Source organism: Streptomyces sp. NPDC093591, assembly GCF_044764885.1.
Lineage (GTDB): Bacteria > Actinomycetota > Actinomycetes > Streptomycetales > Streptomycetaceae > Streptomyces.
Genome location: NZ_JBIWIY010000031.1, coordinates 40,555 through 60,037, shown reverse-complemented (window position 1 = coordinate 60,037; position 19,483 = coordinate 40,555). Strand labels below are relative to the sequence as shown.

General features: G+C 72.0%; 20 protein-coding genes. 12 read left to right on the top strand and 8 right to left on the bottom strand.

What is annotated here, in order from left to right:
• Positions 1-91: 91 nt before the first annotated feature.
• Both ACIREI_RS43905 and ACIREI_RS43900 read left to right on the top strand, forming a co-directional pair.
• The gene (locus ACIREI_RS43905; RefSeq protein WP_403345740.1) at positions 92-1,219 is read left to right on the top strand and encodes an alpha/beta hydrolase; all 1,128 of its coding nucleotides are present in this window, start codon (positions 92-94) and stop codon (positions 1,217-1,219) included.
• A 207-nt stretch (positions 1,220-1,426) separates the two neighbouring features.
• Positions 1,427-2,833 (top strand): hypothetical protein, encoded by a 1,407-nt coding sequence (locus ACIREI_RS43900; protein ID WP_403345738.1) that lies wholly within the window; start codon positions 1,427-1,429, stop codon positions 2,831-2,833.
• A 12-nt stretch (positions 2,834-2,845) separates the two neighbouring features.
• Here the strand turns inward: ACIREI_RS43900 and ACIREI_RS43895 are convergent, their stop codons facing one another.
• Positions 2,846-3,259 carry a VOC family protein gene (locus ACIREI_RS43895; protein ID WP_403345736.1) on the bottom strand — a complete coding sequence of 138 codons (414 nt, stop codon included), beginning with the start codon at positions 3,257-3,259 and terminating at the stop codon, positions 2,846-2,848.
• 277 nt (positions 3,260-3,536) lie between these two features.
• On the opposite strand from ACIREI_RS43895, the gene ACIREI_RS43890 reads away from it, so the two are divergent.
• The 4 genes from ACIREI_RS43890 to ACIREI_RS43875 all read left to right on the top strand — a co-directional run bounded on the left by ACIREI_RS43890 (position 3,537) and on the right by ACIREI_RS43875 (position 7,538).
• The gene (locus ACIREI_RS43890) at positions 3,537-4,358 is read left to right on the top strand and encodes a hypothetical protein (protein WP_403345734.1); all 822 of its coding nucleotides are present in this window, start codon (positions 3,537-3,539) and stop codon (positions 4,356-4,358) included.
• A 92-nt stretch (positions 4,359-4,450) separates the two neighbouring features.
• Complete coding sequence (locus ACIREI_RS43885) at positions 4,451-6,049, top strand: ABC-F family ATP-binding cassette domain-containing protein (protein ID WP_403345732.1); 1,599 nt, start codon at positions 4,451-4,453, stop codon at positions 6,047-6,049.
• Between the two features lie 335 nt (positions 6,050-6,384).
• Positions 6,385-6,603, top strand: a complete 219-nt coding sequence (locus ACIREI_RS43880) for a helix-turn-helix domain-containing protein (protein ID WP_019758351.1) — start codon at positions 6,385-6,387, stop codon at positions 6,601-6,603.
• A gap of 131 nt (positions 6,604-6,734) precedes the next feature.
• Positions 6,735-7,538: an enoyl-CoA hydratase/isomerase family protein gene (locus tag ACIREI_RS43875; protein ID WP_403345729.1), complete on the top strand. Its 804-nt coding sequence runs from the start codon at positions 6,735-6,737 to the stop codon at positions 7,536-7,538.
• 27 nt (positions 7,539-7,565) lie between these two features.
• Here the strand turns inward: ACIREI_RS43875 and ACIREI_RS43870 are convergent, their stop codons facing one another.
• Positions 7,566-8,285, bottom strand: coding sequence for a nucleopolyhedrovirus P10 family protein (locus ACIREI_RS43870; RefSeq protein ID WP_403345727.1), 720 nt, complete (start codon positions 8,283-8,285; stop codon positions 7,566-7,568).
• Between the two features lie 87 nt (positions 8,286-8,372).
• Here ACIREI_RS43870 and ACIREI_RS43865 point away from each other — a divergent pair, with 87 nt between their 5' ends.
• From ACIREI_RS43865 to amaP, 5 genes are read left to right on the top strand one after another with little or no spacing between them, the layout of a single operon-like run.
• Entirely contained in the window at positions 8,373-8,852 is a 480-nt protein-coding gene (locus ACIREI_RS43865) for an Asp23/Gls24 family envelope stress response protein (protein WP_403345725.1), read from the top strand.
• Between the two features lie 57 nt (positions 8,853-8,909).
• Positions 8,910-9,095 carry a hypothetical protein gene (locus tag ACIREI_RS43860; protein ID WP_403345723.1) on the top strand — a complete coding sequence of 62 codons (186 nt, stop codon included), beginning with the start codon at positions 8,910-8,912 and terminating at the stop codon, positions 9,093-9,095.
• A complete protein-coding gene (locus ACIREI_RS43855; RefSeq protein WP_403345721.1) occupies positions 9,092-9,475 on the top strand; it encodes an Asp23/Gls24 family envelope stress response protein in 384 nt (127 codons plus the stop codon). The genes ACIREI_RS43860 and ACIREI_RS43855 overlap by 4 nt, the downstream gene beginning before the upstream one ends.
• On the top strand, positions 9,472-10,155 hold the full coding sequence (locus tag ACIREI_RS43850) for a DUF6286 domain-containing protein (RefSeq protein ID WP_403345719.1): 684 nt from the start codon (positions 9,472-9,474) through the stop codon (positions 10,153-10,155). The genes ACIREI_RS43855 and ACIREI_RS43850 overlap by 4 nt, the downstream gene beginning before the upstream one ends.
• A 5-nt stretch (positions 10,156-10,160) precedes the next feature.
• The gene (amaP, locus tag ACIREI_RS43845) at positions 10,161-10,739 is read left to right on the top strand and encodes an alkaline shock response membrane anchor protein AmaP (RefSeq protein WP_403345717.1); all 579 of its coding nucleotides are present in this window, start codon (positions 10,161-10,163) and stop codon (positions 10,737-10,739) included.
• Here the strand turns inward: amaP and ACIREI_RS43840 are convergent.
• The 5 genes from ACIREI_RS43840 to ACIREI_RS43820 form a co-directional block, all read right to left on the bottom strand.
• Positions 10,736-11,491, bottom strand: a complete 756-nt coding sequence (locus tag ACIREI_RS43840) for an SDR family oxidoreductase (protein ID WP_403345716.1) — start codon at positions 11,489-11,491, stop codon at positions 10,736-10,738. The genes amaP and ACIREI_RS43840 overlap by 4 nt on opposite strands.
• Before the next feature lie 5 nt (positions 11,492-11,496).
• Positions 11,497-13,284, bottom strand: a complete 1,788-nt coding sequence (locus ACIREI_RS43835; RefSeq protein ID WP_403345714.1) for a glycoside hydrolase family 15 protein — start codon at positions 13,282-13,284, stop codon at positions 11,497-11,499.
• Between the two features lie 317 nt (positions 13,285-13,601).
• Positions 13,602-13,928, bottom strand: a complete 327-nt coding sequence (locus ACIREI_RS43830) for a hypothetical protein (protein WP_403345713.1) — start codon at positions 13,926-13,928, stop codon at positions 13,602-13,604.
• Positions 13,925-14,449 carry a sigma-70 family RNA polymerase sigma factor gene (locus ACIREI_RS43825; RefSeq protein ID WP_403345792.1) on the bottom strand — a complete coding sequence of 175 codons (525 nt, stop codon included), beginning with the start codon at positions 14,447-14,449 and terminating at the stop codon, positions 13,925-13,927. Before ACIREI_RS43825 ends, ACIREI_RS43830 begins: the two co-directional genes overlap by 4 nt.
• Before the next feature lie 80 nt (positions 14,450-14,529).
• Positions 14,530-16,068 carry a sodium:solute symporter gene (locus ACIREI_RS43820; RefSeq protein ID WP_403345711.1) on the bottom strand — a complete coding sequence of 513 codons (1,539 nt, stop codon included), beginning with the start codon at positions 16,066-16,068 and terminating at the stop codon, positions 14,530-14,532.
• A 236-nt stretch (positions 16,069-16,304) separates the two neighbouring features.
• On the opposite strand from ACIREI_RS43820, the gene ACIREI_RS43815 reads away from it, so the two are divergent.
• Entirely contained in the window at positions 16,305-18,458 is a 2,154-nt protein-coding gene (locus ACIREI_RS43815; RefSeq protein ID WP_403345709.1) for a carbon starvation CstA family protein, read from the top strand.
• Between the two features lie 225 nt (positions 18,459-18,683).
• On the opposite strand, the gene ACIREI_RS43810 is transcribed toward ACIREI_RS43815, so the two are convergent.
• Positions 18,684-19,472 carry an SURF1 family protein gene (locus ACIREI_RS43810; RefSeq protein WP_403345708.1) on the bottom strand — a complete coding sequence of 263 codons (789 nt, stop codon included), beginning with the start codon at positions 19,470-19,472 and terminating at the stop codon, positions 18,684-18,686.
• Between the last annotated feature and the right edge of the window lie 11 nt (positions 19,473-19,483).

Here is a 19,483-nt window from a genome sequence, read left to right as displayed (position 1 = left end):
CCCCCAGTACGCGGGGTCGAAGGGGCCGGGGATCTCACTCCAAGTCGCCCGTCCGCTGGCCTGTCCTCGGGTCCGCCCGGACACTGGACCCGTGCGCACTGTCAAAACGACGGCCGCTGCCGTCACCGTGGCTCTCGCCGCCGGCGCCGCGAGCGTCGCCGCCGGCCGGTTCGCCAGCGGCGCCGCCCTGAAGGCGCCGCCCGGCAGGCCCCTGCCCACCGAACCCAGGCTCACCGTGCACGCCACGGCGGCCGGCCAGATCGCGCTCACCCGCGACCTGGCCTCCCTGCGCCCCGGTACCTACGGCCTCTCCGGCGACGGCTCACACGCGGTCGTCGGCCCCGTCCTCGCCGCGGCGAACCACTCCGCCGACACCGTCGTACGCCGCCTGGAACGCGTCACGCACGGCACCCTCCGACCCGGCGACAGCGTCTGGCTCACCCCCAACGTCCACGTCGGCAACCCGAGCGCCGCCCTCGGCCTCGACCACGCCGACGTCGACATCCCCGGCGAACTCGGCTCCCTGCCCGCGTGGTTCGTCCCCGGCGCCCGCGACACCTGGATCATCGCGGTGCACGGCCTCGGCACCACCCGCGAACACGCCATGAACGTCATGGAGTTCCTCAACGGCCGCCACTTCCCGGTGCTCGCCCTCGCCTACCGCGGCGACCTCGGCGCCCCCCGCCCGCCGGACGGCCTGAACCACCTCGGCGAGACCGAGTGGCGCGACCTGGACGCGGCCATGCGCTACGCCGTGCGCTACGGCGCCAAGCAGCTCGTCCTGCTCGGCTGGTCCACCGGCGCGACGATGGCGCTGCGCGCCGCCGCGCACTCGGGGCTGCGTGACCATGTCTCGGGCCTCGTCCTGGACTCCCCGGTGCTCAGCTGGGAAGCCACCCTGCGCGCCCTCGCCACGGCCCGCCACACGCCGAGCGCGTTGCTGCCGCTCGCCGTCCGCGCGGCCCAGGGCCGCACCGGCCTGAACACCGGCCGCGGCACCGACACCGGCGCCCCCGACCGCCTCACGGTGCCGACCCTGATCTTCCACGGCCCCGACGACAGGGTGGCCCCCTGGGCCCTCTCCCGCCGGCTGGCCGACGCCCACCCCAACCTGGTGGCCCTCAACACGGTCAAGAACGCTCCCCACGCCGCCATGTGGAACGCCGACCCCGAGTCCTACGAGGAGTCCCTGCGCCGCTTCATCACACCGCTCATGTGACACGGCCGAAGCGACATCCCTCCACCCCTGCTCCGACCTCGCGCCCCACCTCCTCCCCGCACCGGTGCCACAGATTCCGTTTAACCCCGTACCACTGGCCTGTTATGAGTCCCTCGCCGCCCGCGGGACCCCGTGCGTTGGCCATCCCCGTCGCCCCTCGTGACATTCCGTTTGGGTTTTCGGACCGTCAACCGGAAGACTGCACCCGTGACGTCCCGTATCCCGCGCGACTCCAGGCTTCGACTCGTCCGCCCGCGACCCCTGGCCGCCGCCCCCAGAGCAGTGAACCAGCGGCGCCCACGCCGCCCCGCGCCCCGTCCCCCGGAGGGCACCCCGGCCCGGTCCGAGCTGGCCAGAATGGCTCGCTCCGGTCTGGCCGGCGCGGCCCGCGTCGCCCACTGGGCCGACGCCGCGCTGCGCCCCGGCCGTGACGTGGGCCACCCCGACGGCAAGGGCACCCTCTCCGACGCGACCGCCGAACGCGCGGCCCAGGATCTCGGCCTGACCGTCGCTCAGGTCCGCGCCGACTGGGACACCGCCCGCCTCGCGGGGCTCGTCGAGGTGCACGGCGACAGCGCCCGCCCCGGCTGGCGGCTGCGCGCCTGGGACCGCGACGACAGCGCCGTACTGCGCGGCTGGGTCGCCCTCTTCGACGCCTGGTCGCTCGCCCACCCGGAACCCGAACAGCACGAGCACGCCGCCGCCGTGGCCGACGTCGTCTCGGCCATGCCCCAGGTCCTCTCCTTCCTGCAGTTGTCCGCCGGCCCGGTCCCGGTGGAGCAGCTCCTGGACCTGCTGGAGCAGCGGGTCACCGAACTGCGCACCGAGCGCTGCGAGATCCCCTACGGTCCGCAGCCGGAGCCGGTCGCCGACGCGCCCGCCGTCGAGGACACGCCTCTCGCCCCCCTCCTCGACTGGGCCCTGCACGCCCTCGCCTCCGTCGGCGCCCTCACCTACGGCGACGGCCAGGCCACGCTCACCCCCCTCGGCAACTGGGCGGTCTGGGTCAAGCTGGAGCAGATCTGCGTCGCCGCCCAGAGCCCCGCCGGGAACATCGAGCAGGCGGCCGAGGACATGCTCCGCGGCTGCGCCCAGCTCCGCCCGAACGCCGCCCGCGACGAGTACCGCGCCTGGCTCGCCGCCCGCCCCGTCGGCAGCGCCGTCACCGAACTCCTCGACGCCGCCCGGGGCGACGACGCCCTGCTGCGCGGCCTCGCCTTCGAGGCGCTGCGCGTCGTCGGCGCCCCCGCCGAGCCCGACGTACGCGCCGTCCACGACGAGCCGACGCTGCGGCCGTACGCCCTGCTGTGGCTCGCCGAGCACGACGGCGTCGACCCCGAGGACGCGCACGAGGTGCTCACCCGGGAAGAGGCCACCTGGCTCTGGGTCGACACCGCCGCCGCCGTCGCCGACCACGGCGAGGCCCCGATGCTCGTGCGGCACCTGGAGTCCGCGGTGCAGCCGACGGTGCCGATGCTCCTGGACGAGGTGCGCGCCGTCGGCCACCCCCGCACCGTGCAGGTGCTGGTCGCGCTCGCCGCCGCGCACCCCGACCCGGCGCTCGCGAAGGCCGTACGCCGCGCCGCCTTCCAGGTGCACACCGGGGGGAACTGAGCCGGACCGGCTTCAGCCCTCTATCTCAGGGGCGTAGGTGCCGAAGCTCCACACATTGCCCTCGACGTCCCGGGCCATGTAGTCCCGCGAGCCGTAGTCCTGGTCCGTCGGGGGCATCAGGATCTCCGCGCCGTGCTCAACGGCCCGTCGATGGTGTGCGTCGACGTCGTCCACGACGACGTACACCCCGGTGGTGCCCGCGTCCTTCATCACCTTGTCGAAGGCGCTGCCGGTGCCCTTCGAACCGAGCATCACCGCGCCGTTGCCCTGCACCAGCTCGGCGTGCGCCACCGAGCCGTCCTCGGCCTCGTACACCGCCAGCTCCGTGAAGCCGAAGGCCTCCGTGAGCTGCTTGATCGCCGCCTTCGCGTCCGCGTACAGCAGCGTCGGGTAGATGCTCGGACGCCCACCGCTCGTGCCCGCCATGCCGATCACTCCTTCGTGATCCCTCGCAGTGACCCCTGCTCGTGATCCTCGCTGTCGACCGCCGGAATTCCGACCCGCAGCCAGTCTTGCAGCGACCACTGACAACGGCCCGCGAGCCGAGGCCGCCATGCGGGGGACAGGCCGGGGCCCCCTCGCCGTGTCCCGACGACAAGTCCCGCCACTCGCCGCGGGGGTGACTACGCTCTGCGCCGGGTCCGCTGGAAGCGGGTTCCGGGACGGGCCCAGAAGGCTCCGAGACGGGCTCCAAGGGGGCGTGATGGCCGCTCTGCCGGTCGAGGCGGTCGACGCGACCGCGACTCCCGGTGCCGCTCCCGGGCCCCTCGAGCCCCCCGCGGCCACGCGCTCCCGGCTGCTGCCGACGGTCCTGGCCCTCCTCCTTGCGATCCCGCTCCTGGCGCTCGCCCACCACGCACGCCCCACCCCCTACGGCGACCACCTCACCGTCCACGCCGTCGATGCCGGCCACGCGCGCGTACGGCACGCCACCCCACCGCGCCTCATCCCGCTGCCACCGACGGAACGGCAGACCCGCGCCACGACCGTGGAGGCCTACGACCCCGGCACCGGTGACACCCTCTGGCGCTACACCCGCGAAAGCCGCCGCCCCCTCACCTCGCTCCACGCGCGCGGGGAGGCCATCACGCTCTGGGACGACGGCGTGGTCACCGACACCGACGGCCGTTCCGTGCGCTGGCACCGCGCCCTGCCCGCGGCCGCCGAGTGGCTCCCGGCCCAGGGCGGCACCGGAGTCCTGCGCCCCCTCGGGCGCGGCATCCTCGGCGTCGTGACGCCGCGCGGCGTCCTGGCGTACCGCATCGCCGACGGCGATCTGCGCTGGGTGCTGCCCGCCCGTGCGGGCTGCGTGTTCGAGCCCGCACGTGCCGTACATCACGCCGGGGCCCTTCTCGTCGCCCAGCCCTGCCCCCACGCGGCCTGGACCGCCCAGCTCATCGCCGTGGACGACCTGGGACGGGTCGTCCCGCACCGCAGACCGCTCGGCAACGAAGTCGTCGACGAAGGCGGCGGTCCCCGGCTCGAACACCCGAACCCAGAAAAAGTGGTTGCACAGCCCCGTTAGACTGACCGCATGGCCATTCTCCTCGCGCATTAGACGGCGGGAACGTCCTCAGCCGCCCTTCCCGCCACCTACCCCCGCTCTGGAGTCTGTCCGTGATCTCCGCCTCCGGTATCGAGCTGCGCGCCGGTGCGCGCGTCCTCATCGAGTCCGCGACCTTCCGCGTAGCCAAGGGCGACCGCATCGGCCTCGTCGGCCGCAACGGCGCCGGCAAGACCACCCTCACCAAGTGCCTCGCCGGCGAGGGCATCCCCGCCGGCGGCACCATCACCCGCTCCGGCGAGGTCGGCTACCTCCCGCAGGACCCCCGCACCGGCGACCTCGACGTCCTCGCCCGCGACCGCGTCCTGTCCGCGCGCGGCCTGGACGTACTGATCCGCAAGATGCGCGAGAACGAACAGCGGATCGCGAACGGCCAGGGCGCCACCCGGGAGAAGGCGCTCAAGCAGTACGAGCGCCAGGAGACGGAGTTCCTCACCAAGGGCGGGTACGCCGCCGAGGCCGAGGCCGCCACCATCGCCGCCGCGCTCAACCTACCCGACCGGGTGCTCGGCCAGCCCCTGCACACGCTCTCGGGCGGTCAGCGCCGCCGTATCGAGCTCGCCCGCATCCTGTTCTCGGACGCCGACACGCTGCTGCTCGACGAGCCGACCAACCACCTCGACGCGGACTCGATCGTCTGGCTGCGCGACTACCTGAAGACCTACCGCGGCGGCTTCATCGTCATCTCCCACGACGTCGACCTGGTCGAGACGGTCGTCAACAAGGTGTTCTACCTGGACGCCAACCGTGCCCAGATCGATGTCTACAACATGGGCTGGAAGCTCTACCAGCAGCAGCGCGAGGCCGACGAGAAGCGCCGCAAGCGCGAGCGGCAGAACGCCGAGAAGAAGGCCGCCGCGCTGCACTCACAGGCCGACAAGATGCGCGCCAAGGCCACCAAGACCGTCGCCGCGCAGAACATGGCCAAGCGGGCCGACCGGCTGCTCGCCGGACTCGAGGCGGTGCGGGTCTCCGACAAGGTCGCCAAGCTGCGCTTCCCCGAGCCCGCGCCCTGCGGCAAGACCCCGCTCACCGCCGAGGGCCTGTCGAAGTCGTACGGCTCGCTGGAGATCTTCACCGATGTCGACCTGGCCATCGACAAGGGATCCAGGGTCGTCATCCTCGGCCTCAACGGTGCCGGCAAGACCACCCTGCTCCGCCTCCTCGGCGGGGTCGAGAAGCCCGACACCGGAGAGGTGATCGAGGGGCACGGCCTCAAGCTCGGGTACTACGCCCAGGAGCACGAGACCCTGGACCCCGACCGCACCGTCCTGGAGAACATGCGCTCCGCGGCCCCCGACATGGACCTCGTCGAGGTCCGCAAGGTGCTCGGCTCGTTCCTGTTCTCGGGCGACGACGTCGACAAGCCCGCCGGGGTCCTCTCCGGCGGCGAGAAGACCCGCCTCGCCCTCGCGACCCTGGTCGTCTCCTCGGCGAACGTCCTGCTCCTCGACGAGCCCACCAACAACCTCGACCCGGCCAGCCGCGAGGAGATCCTCGGCGCGCTGCGCACCTACAAGGGCGCGGTCGTGCTCGTCACCCACGACGAGGGCGCCGTGGAGGCGCTCCAGCCGGAGCGGATCATTCTGCTGCCGGACGGCGTCGAGGACCTGTGGGGCGCCGACTACGCGGATCTCGTCGCGCTGGCTTGATCGAATGCGTGATCACCGGCGTATGGATCATTCGGCCTATCGGTGATCCATCATCTGTGTGAGATCTCCTCGTACCGAGGTGTGTACTACATCGATTTCACGGCCGAGTCCTTTATCGACAAGGGCTCGGCCGTCGTGCGTCCCTGACCTGGCATTTCGCGAAAGAACCCGTTCGGCCGTACGGACAACTCGCGGCGGAATTACAGATTCCGCATGTGGGGATGTGCTCCTGTCGTCAAAACCATGTCTCACGGACCTTGCCGAATGGGTGGCCATGAAGGCCCGGAGGGGTGATCATGAGGAGACCAGAGCGCACTTCCCATGAGGAGGCACGGGTGGCCGAGACTCTGAAGAAGGGCAGCCGGGTAACCGGCGCCGCGCGCGACAAGCTCGCGGCAGACCTGAAGAAGAAGTACGACTCCGGTGCGAGCATTCGGGCACTGGCCGAGGAAACCGGCCGCTCGTATGGCTTCGTGCACCGGATGCTCAGCGAGTCGGGCGTCACGCTCCGTGGGCGTGGCGGTGCGACACGAGGCAAGAAGGCCGCCGGCTGAGACCGGGCGGCCCATCGGCTTCGATGGTGGCCACCCGGTCGGTCGGTTGATCGGCCGGGTGGTTACTGTGCAGTCACTTAGGGGGTGCCCTCCGGGCATCCCGTGATGACCGCACGCATCGGAGGCACCCCATGGCTTCGGCCGACCAGGAACTCGCTCCCCTGCTCGACAAGAACGGCGTACGGCTCACCGTCGACGGCGCGATCGCCACGGTGACGCTGAACAACCCGGCCAAGCGCAACGCGCAGAGCCCCGCCATGTGGCGGACGCTCGCCGAGGCCGGGCAGTTGCTGCCGGGCAGCGTGCGTGTCGTCGTGCTGCGCGGTGAGGGCAAGTCCTTCTCCGCGGGGCTCGACCGGCAGATGTTCACGCCCGAAGGGATCGAGGGCGAGCCTTCGTTCATCGAGCTCGCGCGCAGCAGCGACGGCGAACTCGACGCTGCCATCGCCGAGTTCCAGGAGGGCTTCACCTGGTGGCGGCGCAACGACATCGTGACCATCGCCGCCGTACAGGGCCACGCCATCGGCGCGGGTTTCCAGCTCGCGCTCGCCTGTGACGTGCGCGTCGTCGCCGACGACGTGCAGTTCGCCATGCGCGAGACCAGCCTCGGGCTGGTGCCGGACCTGACGGGCACGCATCCGCTGGTCGGGCTGGTCGGATACGGCCGTGCGCTGGAGATCTGTGTGACGGGCCGCTTCGTGCTGGCCGAGGAGGCCGTGAGCAGCGGCCTGGCCAACCTCGCGGTGCCCGCCGAGCAGCTCGACGACGCCGTACGGGATCTGGCGGGGGCCATCGTGGCCGCGCCGCGGGATGCCGTGATCGAGACCAAGGCGCTGATTCGTGGTGCCGTGGACCGGACGTACGACGAGCAGCGCGGCGCCGAGCGCGCCGCGCAGGCGCGGCGGTTGCGGGACCTGGCCGGCCTCGGCGAATGAGGCGTGCGCCGCTGAGCCATGCCCGGGTCAGCCGATGGCGGTGACCAGTACCGCCACCGTCGGATGATCCGGCAGCGCCTCTCCCACCTTCCTGCGGACCTCCCGGGCCACCTCCACGGCCCGGCGGTCCGCGCTCACCGCGATCTCCACGCGCGCGTGCCGACGCGGCAGGGCTGTCTCGTCCTGCCGCTCCTCGAGGTGCACCGCACGCCCCAACCCGCCCAGCGCGCCCGTCAGTCGGGTCACGCCCGGTACCGCCAGGGCCGCGGCGGCGAGGCGCTCCTCGTCGGGGTTCTGGGGCTCCGCGGCCTGCGTCGGCTCCGGCTGCCGTAGCGGTGCGGGTTCCGCGTCCTCGTCGAGCAGAGCCGTCACCCGTAGGTCCACCTCGGCCACCGGCAGACCGAGGCGTTCCGCCGCCGCCGTGGTCAGCAGCTCGCGCAGCCGTTCCGCCGTCGTCGGCAGTGGCCCGGTCGCCGTCGCCGCGAAATCCGCCGTCACCCGGAGGGGGCCAGGCGGCAGGGCGCTCGGCGGCGGCGGTACGGCCGCCTCGCCGACGTCGTCCGGGTCGATGAGCGCGATCCGGAGCGCGTCCAGCCGTACCCCGCGCATGTCCTGGGCCGCACGCCGGAGCACCGCCTCGGCCGCCCCCTCGGTGATCCACGCGCCGTCGTGCGGGCCGCCCAGGGGCAGAAGCCTGCCGAGGCCGAGCTGTCGTTTCACTGCCTGCGTCCATCGGTCCGCCGTCATTCCTCCAGCCTGCCGCATCCCTGGCGCGCGATCGCGCAACCGTGATTAACGTGGTCAAAGGACGACAACCGAAAAGGATGTACGGCCATGACTGAGACTACGGAGCAGACCCGGGGGACGGAGGGCGAGGCCCTCAGCACACGAAAGAGCCAGGCGCCCAGGCGCGGCGGGGGAGACCCCGGCGCCCGGGGGCGGACGACCATCGCGGACGGCGTGGTGGAGAAGATCGCCGGGATGGCCGCACGTGATGTGGACGGCGTGCACGCCATGGGCAGCGGACTGTCGCGCACCTTCGGCGCCGTGCGCGACCGGGTGCCCGGCGGCGGGCCGAAGTCGGTGACGCGGGGTGTGAAGGCCGAGGTCGGCGAGGTGCAGGCCGCGCTCGACCTGGAGATCGTCGTCGAGTACGGCGTGTCGATCGCCGACGTGGCCCGGGACGTCCGCGAGAACGTGATCACCGCCGTCGAGCGGATGGCCGGCCTCGAAGTGGTCGAGGTCAACATCGCGGTGAGTGACGTGAAGCTTCCGGAGGAAGAGGAAGAGGAACCGGAGCGCCGGATCCAGTGAGGCATCGGCGACCGACAACTCGGCGGCGGAAGCCGCTGAGGAGCTGAGGAGCGCACCATGAGCATGGCTGTGGTCGGCATGATCGCCGGCATGGCACTGGGCTTCGCCGGATACTTCGGCGGATTCGGCGCCTTCCTGCTGGTGGCGGCCCTGGGCGCCGTCGGTTTCGTCGTCGGGCGGTTCTCGGACGGCGAGTACGAGCTCGGTGACTTCTTCCGGCGCCGTGACGAACGGCGGCGGTGAGACCGGTGGGCGCGGGGGCCGGTGAGTTCGGCAGACCCCTTCCCGTCGTGCCGCCGGGTGAGCGCGGGGCGACCCGGATCGCCGACCGGGTCGTCGCGAAGATCGCCTCGCAGGCCGCACGCGAGGCGGTGGGGAAGCCGGCCGACGACGCCAACCGGCCCTACGCCGACGTCGTCGTCGCCCACGACACCGCCCGCGTCCGTGTCCACCTCGAACTCGACTACCCCACCGACATCGGCGCCCGATGCGCCGCCGTGCGTCGGCATGTCGCGGAGCGGGTAGGCGCGTTGGTGGGCATGCAGGTGCCGGAGGTCGCCGTGCACGTGGAGCGGCTGCACCCGGCGCCCGGACAGGGCGCGGCACGCGGGAGGACGCGATGAGCGAGTCCCAGGGCTCCGAGGGCACCACACAACGACTGCCGGTCATGGAGAAGACGGCCGAACCCGACCACCCCCTCGACCAGTCGGCGTCGGCGGCGGACTACGATCCGCCGCCCCCGGTCGACGACAAGGGCGGCGGCGAGGGCCGCTTCTGGTCGGCACGCCGGATCCCGGCCGCGATCACAGCCCTCCTGCTCTTCCTCGGCGCAGGCATCTTCCTGTACGACATCGCCGCCGTGCGCGCCGACCGGCCCGCCATGCGCTGGCGCCGCGAACTGGCCCACCAACTCGCCGAACGCCCCCTCGACGACATCTGGGTGCTGCTCGGCGCGGGCCTCGCCGCGCTCCTCGGCCTGTGGCTGCTGGTCCTGGCCACCACGCCCGGCCTGCGCTCGGTCCTGCCGATGCGGCGCACCCACCCCGACGTCCGCGCCGGCCTCCACCGCGACCTGGCCGCCCTCGTCCTGCGCGACCGGGCCATGGAGGTCTCCGGGGTCCAGTCCGTCCGGGTGCGGATGGGCCGGGCCAAGGCCGATGTCCGCGCGGTCTCGCACTTCCGCGACCTGGACGACGTACGCGCCGAGCTGGACGCCGTGCTCGCCGACGCGATCAGGGGCCTGGGGTTGGCCCGGCCGCCCTCGCTGTCGGTGCGTGTACGGCGGCTCGGACGGAAGGGGTGAGGGCCGTGCTCAGGGTGGTCAACCGGGTGCTGATCGGGCTCGTCGGACTGGTGCTGCTCGTGATCGGCGGCTCCGTACTGGCCGTGGGACTGGGGCTGGAGCCCCCCTCCTGGTGGATCCACGACAGCCGCCACGACGTCCTGCTCAGCGACGCCGAGCGGACGCGCTGGCGGGACGACGGCTGGTGGTGGCCGACCGTGATCGCCGTACTCGCCGTCCTGGTCCTGCTCGCCCTGTGGTGGCTGACCTCGGTGCTGCGCCGACGCCGCCTCGCCGAGGTCCTGGTCGACACCGGCGACGGCGAGGGCGCCCTGCTGCGGGGCCGGGCCCTGGAGGGCGTACTGGCGAACGAGGCGGGGGGCCTGGAGGGCGTCCACCGCGCCCACGTCCACCTGCGGGGCAGGCGCAGCGCCCCCGAGACGCGGGTACGGCTGCTGCTGGAGCCGCATGTGGACCCGGGCACCGCTTTGAACGACCTCACGGCCCAGGCGCTGACCCACGCCCGCAATTCAGCGGGCCTCGCATCATTGCCGACAGAGGTCCGCTTGAGGGGCGTCAAGCACCGTGCGGAAAGGGTGAGTTAGAACCCGTGCCGCATCCCGCCATCCACCGGCAACATGATCCCCGTCAGATATGACGCGGCCGGAGACAACAAGAACGCCGCCGCACGCCCGAACTCCTCCGGCGTCCCGTACCGCCGCAGCGGAATGCGGGCCTCATTCGCCGCCCGAGTCGCCTCCGGGTCGGCGGACATGCCATCCAGCTCCCGCACACGATCCGTGTCGATACGGGACGGAAGCAGCCCCACCACCCGAATCCCCCGCGGCCCCAATTCGTCCGCAAGGGACTTGGCGAATCCGGCGAGCCCCGGCCGCAGCCCATTCGAAATGGTCAGCCCCGGAATCGGCTCATGCACCGACCCCGACAGCACGAACCCGATGACACCGCCCGCGTCCAGCTCCGCCGCCGCGGCCCGCGCCAGCCGGACCGCTCCCAGGAACACCGACTCGAACGCGGCCTGCCACTGCTCGTCCGTGTTGTCGGCGACGAACCCGGCCGGCGGCCCACCGACACTCACGAGGATGCCGTCGAAGCCCCCGAACGCCTCCCGCGCGGCAGCGATCAACCGTGCGGCCGCCTCCGGATCGGCGTTGTCGACGGCCAGCCCGAGGGCGTTCGGCCCCAGCTCGGCCGCGGCGGCGGCGACCCGCTCCTCGTCCCTGCCGGTCAGCACGACCTTCGCCCCGTCGGCCACGAGCTCACGTGCCGCAGCGTTGCCCAGTCCACGGGTGGCCCCCGTGACGACGTACACCCGGTCCTTCAGTCCAAGATCCATGGCCCCTATCCTGCCCCGTCGCCCCCGAACAGGGCGAGGGCGGTGTTCACCAGGCCGATGTGGCTGAAGGCCTGCGGGAAGTTGCCGAGCTGGCGTTCGGCCACCGGGTCGTACTCCTCGGACAGCAGGCCCACGTCGTTGGCGAGCCCCACCAGCCGGTCGAACAACTCGCGTGCCTCCCGCGTACGACCCGTCATGTGCAGCGCCTCCGCCAGCCAGAACGAGCAGGCCAGGAACGTGCCCTCGCCGCCCGGCAGCCCGTCGACCGTCGTCTCGTCGGTGCTGTAGCGGCGCAGGAAGCCCCCGTGGCTGAGCTCGGCGCGGATCGCGTCGATGGTGCCGGTGACGCGCGGGTCGTCCGGCGGCAGGAAGCCGACGCGCGGGATGAGCAGCAGCGCGGCGTCGAGTTCGCGGGAGCCGTAGGACTGCGTGAAGGTGTTCCGCTCGGCGTCGTAGCCCTTCTCGCACACCTCGCGGTGCACCTCGTCACGCAGCTCGCGCCAGCCGTCGAGGTCGCCCTTCAGCTTCGGGTTCTTCTCCAGGGTGCGCACGGCCCGGTCCGCGGCCACCCACACCATCACCTTCGAGTGCACGAAGTGGCGGCGGCCGCCGCGCACCTCCCACAGCCCCTCGTCCGGCTGCCGCCACTCCGTGCGCAGCCACTCCATGAGGGAGGTCTGGATCGCCCACATGTGCGGCTTGATGGGCAGGCCTGCCTCCCGGGCCAGCGCCAGGGTGTCCATGACCTCGCCGTACACGTCCAACTGCAGTTGTTTCACTGCCTCGTTGCCGATGCGTACGGGTCCGGAGCCGGCGAAGCCGGGCAGCCACGGCACCTCGAACTCGGGCAGTCGGCGCTCGCCCGCCAGGCCGTACATGATCTGCAGGTCGGCCGGGTTGCCGGCGACCGCGCGCACCAGCCAGTCGCGCCAGGCCTTGGCCTCCTCCCGATAGCCCGCCGACAGGCCCACGTTCAGCAGGAGGGTGGAGTCGCGCAGCCAGCAGTAGCGGTAGTCCCAGTTGCGCACGCCGCCCATCTCCTCGGGGAGCGAGGTGGTGGGGGCGGCGACGATACCGCCGGTGGGCCGGTAGGTGAGGGCCTTGAGGGTGATCAGGGAGCGGACGACGGCGTCGCGGTACGGGCCGTCGTAACGGCACTGCCCCGCCCACTTCCGCCAGTCCCGGACGCTGGCGTGCAACGCCTTGTACGGGTCGACGAGCGGCGGGCGCGGCTCGTGCGAGGGGTGCCAGGTGAGGACGAACGCGACCTTCTCGCCCTTCTCGACCGTGAACTCCGAGTGCGTACCGAAGTTCTTGCCCCACGTGTGCACATGGGGTTCGCTGCGCAGCCAGACCGAGTCGGGGCCGGCCACGGCCACCCGGTGCCCGTCGGTCTTGCGCACCCACGGCACGATCGAGCCGTAGTCGAAGCGGAGCCGCAGGGAGCTGCGCACGGTGACGCGGCCGTCGAGGCCCTCCACGATGCGCACGAGGTCGGGGGCGCGGTCGCGTTGGGGCATCAGGTCGGTGACGCGTATCGCGCCCTCGTCGGTCTCCCACTCGGTGTCGAGGACCAGCGTGTCGCGGCGGTAGGCGCGGCGCGTGCAGGGGCCCCTGGCGTGTTTGGGGGCGATGCGCCAGTGGCCGTTGTCGCTGTTGCCGAGGAGTCTGGCGAAACAGGCTCCCGAGTCGAAGCGGGGCAGACACAGCCAGTCGACGGAGCCGTCCCTGCCGATCAGGGCGGCCGTCTGCTCGTCGCCGATGAGGGCGTAGTCCTCGATGCGCGGGTGCACGCAATTGCGGGTTCCCCAAGGGCCGGTGGGCCAATCAGGGCTGGGGCCGGGGGAGTGATGCGCCTGCCTGGGGCCCGGTGGGCGATACACCTGCCGGGGGTCCGGCGACCGAACCGTCTGCCGGGGACCCTCCGGTGACCGAACCGTCTCCTGGCGGTCCGGTGACCGGAAAGTCTGCCTGGGGCGCGGTGAGCGCTACGTCTGCCGGGGGCCGGTGACCGAACCGTCTTTCGGGGATCCGGCAGTCATGCGCCCACCGGGGATGCGGCGAGTCATGCGCCCACCAGGGATCCGGCGAGTGATGCGCTCGCCGGGGCCTAGGTGAGCGACAAGTCCGCCGTGGACCCGGTGAGTGACAAGTCCGCTGTGGACCCCGTGCCGGAGAAGATCACGCCGGGATCGGCCGGGGCCTGGTTGAGGACCCACAGCCCGATCAGCGTGGCCAGGGCGAACACGACCGCGACGAGGACGGCGAGGACGAGCCGGCGCCGGCGTTCCCGGCGCAGCCACTCACCGCGCGCCGTGCGATAGGCGTCGGGCGCCGCCTGCACCCCGTCGGCGAGCGCGGAGAGCGCCTCGCGCAGCTCACGCTCCGTGCGGTCCGCACTGGTGCCGGGCGACGGGGTCGCGTCTCGATGCGTCATCGCCGGGCCTCCATCGCCTGGGTCAGGGCGGCAAGGCCGCGTGCCGTATGGGTCTTGACGGACCCGCAGGAGATTCCCATCGCCGCGGCGATCTCGCTCTCCTTCAGTCCGAGCCAGTGCCGCAGCACCAGCGCCTCGCGCTGCCGGGCCGGCAACTGCTGGAGCGCGTCGATCAGGACGCGCTGGTCGTCGCGCAGGAGCGCGGTGCTCTCGGCGGAGGCGACGAGCTCGTCGGCCGGCTTCTCGACATGTTTGCGGGCCACTTGGAGGTGTCGTATCCGCATCCGCGTCAGATTGCACACCGTGGAGCGCAGATACGCCTCCGCCGCCTCGGTGTCCCTCAGCCGCCGCCACTTCCGGTAGATCTGGTAGTAGGCCTCCGCGACCACGTTCTCCGGGTCGTCGGCGCCGAGCAGGACGGCCAGGCGCAGCATCGAGGAGTAGTGCAGCTCGAACAGGCGGGCCAGGCCCGCCTCCCGTTCCAGGTCCGCGGGGTCGCTCACCGGCGGGGCGAGGGGCACGGCCGGTGCGGGGGTGCTCGCGGCGGCGGTGCCGCCGAGCGGCGGAGCCGCGTTCCGGTGCAGCCCGTCTCGGTGCTGTCTCACGGGTGGTTCACTCCCGTCTCGGGGCGCCGCCTGACGCTCAGGTGTGACGGCAGGTCGGTGAGGTCGGCGCCGCGCGGGACGCCGAGACGTTCGAGCACCGCGGTCCCGGCCACGGCGATGGTCAGGTTGAGGAGCAGGGCGGCGAGCCCGGCGTAGATCTCCGGCCCGGAGCCGAGCGGCACGATCGACGAGAATCCCTCCCGTACGACCATGAAGGTCCCCGCCACCATGCCCACGCCCCACCCGGCGAGCAGCGCCCGCGGATGCAGCCGCCCGGTGAACAGCCCCACCGCGACGGCCGGGAAGATCTGCAGGATCCAGACCCCGCCGAGGAGCTGGAGGTTGATGGCGTCCTGGTCGCGCAGCCCGAACACGAACGCCACGGCGCCCACCTTCGCGGTGAGCGACACCGCCTTGGCGATGCGCACCTGCCGTTTGGGCGTGGCCGTCGGATGGACGTACTCGACGTACACATTGCGTACGAAGCTCGTGGCGGCCGCGATCGACATCACCGCCGCCGGGACCAGCGCCCCCACGGTGATCGCCCCGAAGACCAGCCCGGCCAGCGGCGCCGGCATCAGCCGGTCGACCAGCATCGGTACGGCGGCCTCGGCGCCGCCCGCCGGGGCGCGCACGCCGGTCGCGAGGGCCGCGATGCCGAGGAACCCGAAGAGGGCGAGCAGCCCGGTCCAGGCGGGCAGCGCCACGGACACCTTGCGCAGCGTCCGCGGGCCGTCGGCGGCGAAACCGGCGGTGAGCACGTGCGGGTACATCAGCAGGGCGAGCGCCGAGCCGAGGGCGAGGGTGGCGTAGGCGGGCTGCTGCTCCGGCGTGAGGAGCAGCGCCGGGCCGCCGATGCGCTCGGCCGCACCGTCGAAGACGGCACCCGGGCCGCCGAGCCGTTCGAGGACCAGCCAGGTCACCGCGGTCAGCGAGACGAAGACGGCCACGGCCTTGAGCGCCGAGATGACGGTGGGGGCGCGCAGCCCGTGCCGGTAGGTCGCGACGGCCAGCCCCGCGAACAGGGCCACCATCACCAGATCACCGGCCGCACCCCGCGGATACACGCCCCCCGCCGCCAGCACCGCCCGGATGCCGAGCAGCTGCAGCGCGAGATACGGCATCGTCGCGAGGATCCCGGTCAGCGCGACCACCAGGGCCAGCGGCGGCGAGCCGTACCGCCCGCGCACGAAGTCGGCCGCGGTGACGTAGCCGTGCCGGCGGGCCACCGACCACAGGCGGCTCAGCAGCACGAAGGCGAGCGGGGAGACGATCACCGTGTACGGCACGGCGAAGAAGGCGGGCGCGCCGTTGCCGTACGCCAGGCCGGGTATGGCGGCGAAGGTGTACGCGGTGTAGATCGTGCCGCCGAGCAGCAGCCAGGTCCACACCGGGCCGAGGCTGCGGTCGGCCAGCGCCCAGCCCTCCAGGGAGGGCAGCTTCTCGCTCGGGTGCAGGCGCCGCGCGGTCACGGCGAGCAGCGACGCCCCGCCGATCACGGCGAGGAACGTCGCGGTCATGGCGCCGTCGGCCATGGGTCACCGTCCTTGGTGTGCCTGGGCCTGTGACTGTGCCCTCGCGCGAGAGTTGCGCGGACGGCCCGAACGGATGACAGAAGACGGGCGGGAAATTTCCCGGAAATCCGCTGTCAACCGGTCCGAGGGAGTGGGCAACTCTTGCACAGACCGACAGCGATCGGGAGGGGAGCTCCGGCCCCCGCCTGCCTGTCGATCTGCTGAGTCACCTCTGACTCGTCTTCCAAGGAGCCGCCATGCCCGCATCAGTCCTGCCCGAAAACGGCCGTCCAGCGCCGGAAAAGTCCCGGATATCCCCTCGCTCGATCCTCCTGTGGACCACTGTCTCCCTTCTCGGCGCCATCGCCTGGGGCGTCCTCGCGCTGGCCCGGGACGAGGAGATCTCCGCGGTCTGGCTGGTGGTCGCCGCGCTCGGCTCGTACGCCATCGCCTACCGCTTCTACTCCCGCTTCGTCGCCCGCCGCGTACTGAAGCCGGACGACCGCCGGGCGACCCCCGCCGAGCGCCTGGAGGACGGCGTCGACTTCCAGCCCACCGACCGCCGGGTGCTCCTCGGCCACCACTTCGCGGCGATCGCGGGCGCCGGGCCGCTGGTCGGTCCCGTCCTCGCGGCCCAGATGGGCTATCTGCCCGGCACGCTCTGGATCGTCGCCGGGGTGATCTTCGCCGGGGCGGTGCAGGACATGGTCGTGCTGTTCCTGTCCATGCGGCGGGACGGCAAGTCACTGGGGCAGATGGCCCGCGAGGAGATCGGCCGGGTGGGCGGCGCGGCCGCACTGATCGCCGTCTTCGCGATCATGATCATCCTGCTGGGCGTGCTGGCCCTGGTCGTGGTCAACGCCCTCGCCCACTCGCCGTGGGGCACCTTCTCCGTGGCCATGACCATCCCGATCGCCCTGTTCATGGGCTTCTGGCTGCACCGCATCCGCCCGGGCCGGGTCGTCGAGACCAGCCTCATCGGCGTCGCGCTGCTGCTGCTCGCGATCGTCGGCGGCAGCTGGGTCCAGGAGTCCTCGCTGGCCGGCGCCTTCACCCTCAGCCCCACGACCCTCGTGCTGTGCCTCGTCGGCTACGGCTTCGTCGCCTCCGTACTGCCGGTGTGGATGCTGCTCGCCCCGCGCGACTACCTCTCCACCTTCATGAAGATCGGCACCATCGCCCTGCTCGCGGTGGGCGTCGTGGTCGCCGCCCCCGTACTGCGCGCGGACGCCGTGAGCGACTTCGCCTCGAACGGCGCGGGGCCGGTCTTCGCCGGGTCCCTCTTCCCCTTCCTGTTCATCACCATCGCCTGCGGCGCGCTGTCCGGCTTCCACGCGCTGGTCGCCTCCGGTACGACTCCGAAGCTGATCCAGAAGGAGTCCCAGGTCCGGCTGATCGGATACGGCGCGATGCTGATGGAGTCGTTCGTCGCGATCATGGCGCTGATCGCGGCGGCGACCCTGGAGCCGGGCCTGTACTACGCGATGAACGCCCCCGCCGGTCTCCTCGGTACCACCGCCGAGTCGGCGTCCCAGGCCGTGGCGGGCCTCGGCTTCACCATCACCCCCGACCAGCTGACCCAGGCCGCCAAGGCGGTCGAGGAGCAGACGCTGATCGCCCGCTCCGGAGGCGCCCCGACCCTGGCGGTCGGCATGTCGGAGATCTTCTCCGGCGTCTTCGGCGGCACCGCGATGAAGGCCTTCTGGTACCACTTCGCGATCATGTTCGAGGCCCTGTTCATCCTGACCACCGTCGACGCCGGCACCCGCGTCGGGCGCTTCATGCTCCAGGACATGCTCGGCAACGTCTGGAAGCCGATCGGCCGGGTCAACTGGAAGCCCGGCATCTGGCTGTGCAGCGGCCTCGTCGTGGCGGCCTGGGGCTACTTCCTCTACACCGGCGCCACCGACCCGCTCGGCGGAATCAACCAGCTCTTCCCGCTCTTCGGCATCGCCAACCAGCTCCTCGCGGCCGTGGCGCTCACCGTCTGCACCACGGTCCTGATCAAGTCCGGCCGACTGCGCTGGGCCTGGGTCACCGGCGTGCCGCTCGCCTGGGTCGTCGCGATCACCTTCACCGCGGGGTGGCAGAAGATCTTCTCCGACGACCCCAAGATCGGCTTCTTCGCCCAGCGCGCCAAGTACGCCGACGGCATCGACGCCGGCCAGGTCCTGCCGCCCGCCAAGGCCGTCGACGACATGCACACCGTGGTCACCAACTCCACGGTCGACGGCGTACTGATCGCGCTGTTCCTGCTGCTGGTCGCGGTCGTGATCGTCAACGCGGCGGTGGTCTGCGTCCGCTCGATCCGCCGCCCCGGCTCCCTGCCGACCACCGAGGCACCGTACGTCGAGTCCCGCATCGACGTGCCCGAGCAGGCGGGCGAGCCGCTGGTGGGGGTGCGGTCGTGAGGGCGGCGCGCTGGGTGCGCTGGTACGTACAGGAACTGATCAAGGTACTGAGCCGCCAGCACCGGGAGGGGCACAGGCAAGGCCGCTGCTGCTGAAACACGGGTGAGTGGACGCCCCTCAGGGGCGCGGGGCCGTGTCCGACATGCGGCTCGGCCGCGTGGGCGCGACCGGCCCCACCACCCTCAGCCGCCGGACGCGTCAGCCACCCGTGGCGAGTGGGCGGACCTACACACCCACCGGTTCCGCCTCCGCCGGCTTCTCCCTGCCCGCTGCCCGGTCACGAGCCTCCCGGCGCGCCAGAATCACCCAGCCGACGGGAACGCCCGCCGCGAACAGCCACCACTGAAGGGCATACGCGTAATTCAGCGGAGCGTTCTCGTCGCCGGGCTTTCCGATCAGTTCCGGTGTGTCCCCCTTCGGCTCCGGCGTCGCCAGCACGATGTACCCGCCGAGCACCCCCGCGCCGAGCCGGGAGGCCTCCTCCTTGCTGTTGATCAGCATGACCTGCCGGTCGGGCAACCCCTTGAGGTCCTTGATACCGCTCGCCTCGGTCGTCTCGTCGGGCATCAGCCGCCCGGTGACGGTGATACGCCCGCTCGGCGGCGCCGGGATCTTGGGGAACGCCGTCTGACTGGGACCGTCCGCGGGGATCCAGCCACGGTTGACCAGCAGCACCTTGCCGTCCGTCAGGACGAAGGGGGTGAGGACGTGGAAGCCGACCTCTTCGTCGGCGTTGACGCGCCGCCTGACGACGAGTTCCCGGTCGGTGTCGAAGCGGCCCACGGCGGTCACGGTGCGGTACCGCTCCTTGGTGGTGACCGTGTGCCCTGGGGAGGTCAGCTTCTCCACGGGTACCGGCTTCGCACCCAGCGCGTCGGCGACCAGCTGGTTGCGGGCGGAGCGCTCCTCGTAACGGTGCATCTGCCAGATGCCCAGCCTGATCATCGTGGGGATGAGGACGAGGGCGACCAGCGTGAGGATCACCCACTGCCGGGACAACAGGAAGCGGTACACCCCACGACCGT

Excerpts from the sequence above, each read along its gene's own strand:
- ACIREI_RS43895 (WP_403345736.1), bottom strand. The coding sequence starts at position 3,259 with ATGGCGGGCACGAGCGGTGGGCGTCCGAGCATCTACCCGACGCTGCTG.
- ACIREI_RS43890 (WP_403345734.1), top strand. The coding sequence starts at position 3,537 with ATGGCCGCTCTGCCGGTCGAGGCGGTCGACGCGACCGCGACTCCCGGT.
- ACIREI_RS43860 (WP_403345723.1), top strand. The coding sequence starts at position 8,910 with ATGAGCATGGCTGTGGTCGGCATGATCGCCGGCATGGCACTGGGCTTC.
- ACIREI_RS43865 (WP_403345725.1), top strand. The coding sequence starts at position 8,373 with ATGACTGAGACTACGGAGCAGACCCGGGGGACGGAGGGCGAGGCCCTC.
- ACIREI_RS43815 (WP_403345709.1), top strand. The coding sequence starts at position 16,305 with ATGCCCGCATCAGTCCTGCCCGAAAACGGCCGTCCAGCGCCGGAAAAG.
- ACIREI_RS43820 (WP_403345711.1), bottom strand. The coding sequence starts at position 16,068 with ATGGCCGACGGCGCCATGACCGCGACGTTCCTCGCCGTGATCGGCGGG.
- ACIREI_RS43840 (WP_403345716.1), bottom strand. The coding sequence starts at position 11,491 with ATGGATCTTGGACTGAAGGACCGGGTGTACGTCGTCACGGGGGCCACC.
- ACIREI_RS43875 (WP_403345729.1), top strand. The coding sequence starts at position 6,735 with ATGGCTTCGGCCGACCAGGAACTCGCTCCCCTGCTCGACAAGAACGGC.
- ACIREI_RS43830 (WP_403345713.1), bottom strand. The coding sequence starts at position 13,928 with ATGACGCATCGAGACGCGACCCCGTCGCCCGGCACCAGTGCGGACCGC.
- ACIREI_RS43870 (WP_403345727.1), bottom strand. The coding sequence starts at position 8,285 with ATGACGGCGGACCGATGGACGCAGGCAGTGAAACGACAGCTCGGCCTC.
- ACIREI_RS43850 (WP_403345719.1), top strand. The coding sequence starts at position 9,472 with ATGAGCGAGTCCCAGGGCTCCGAGGGCACCACACAACGACTGCCGGTC.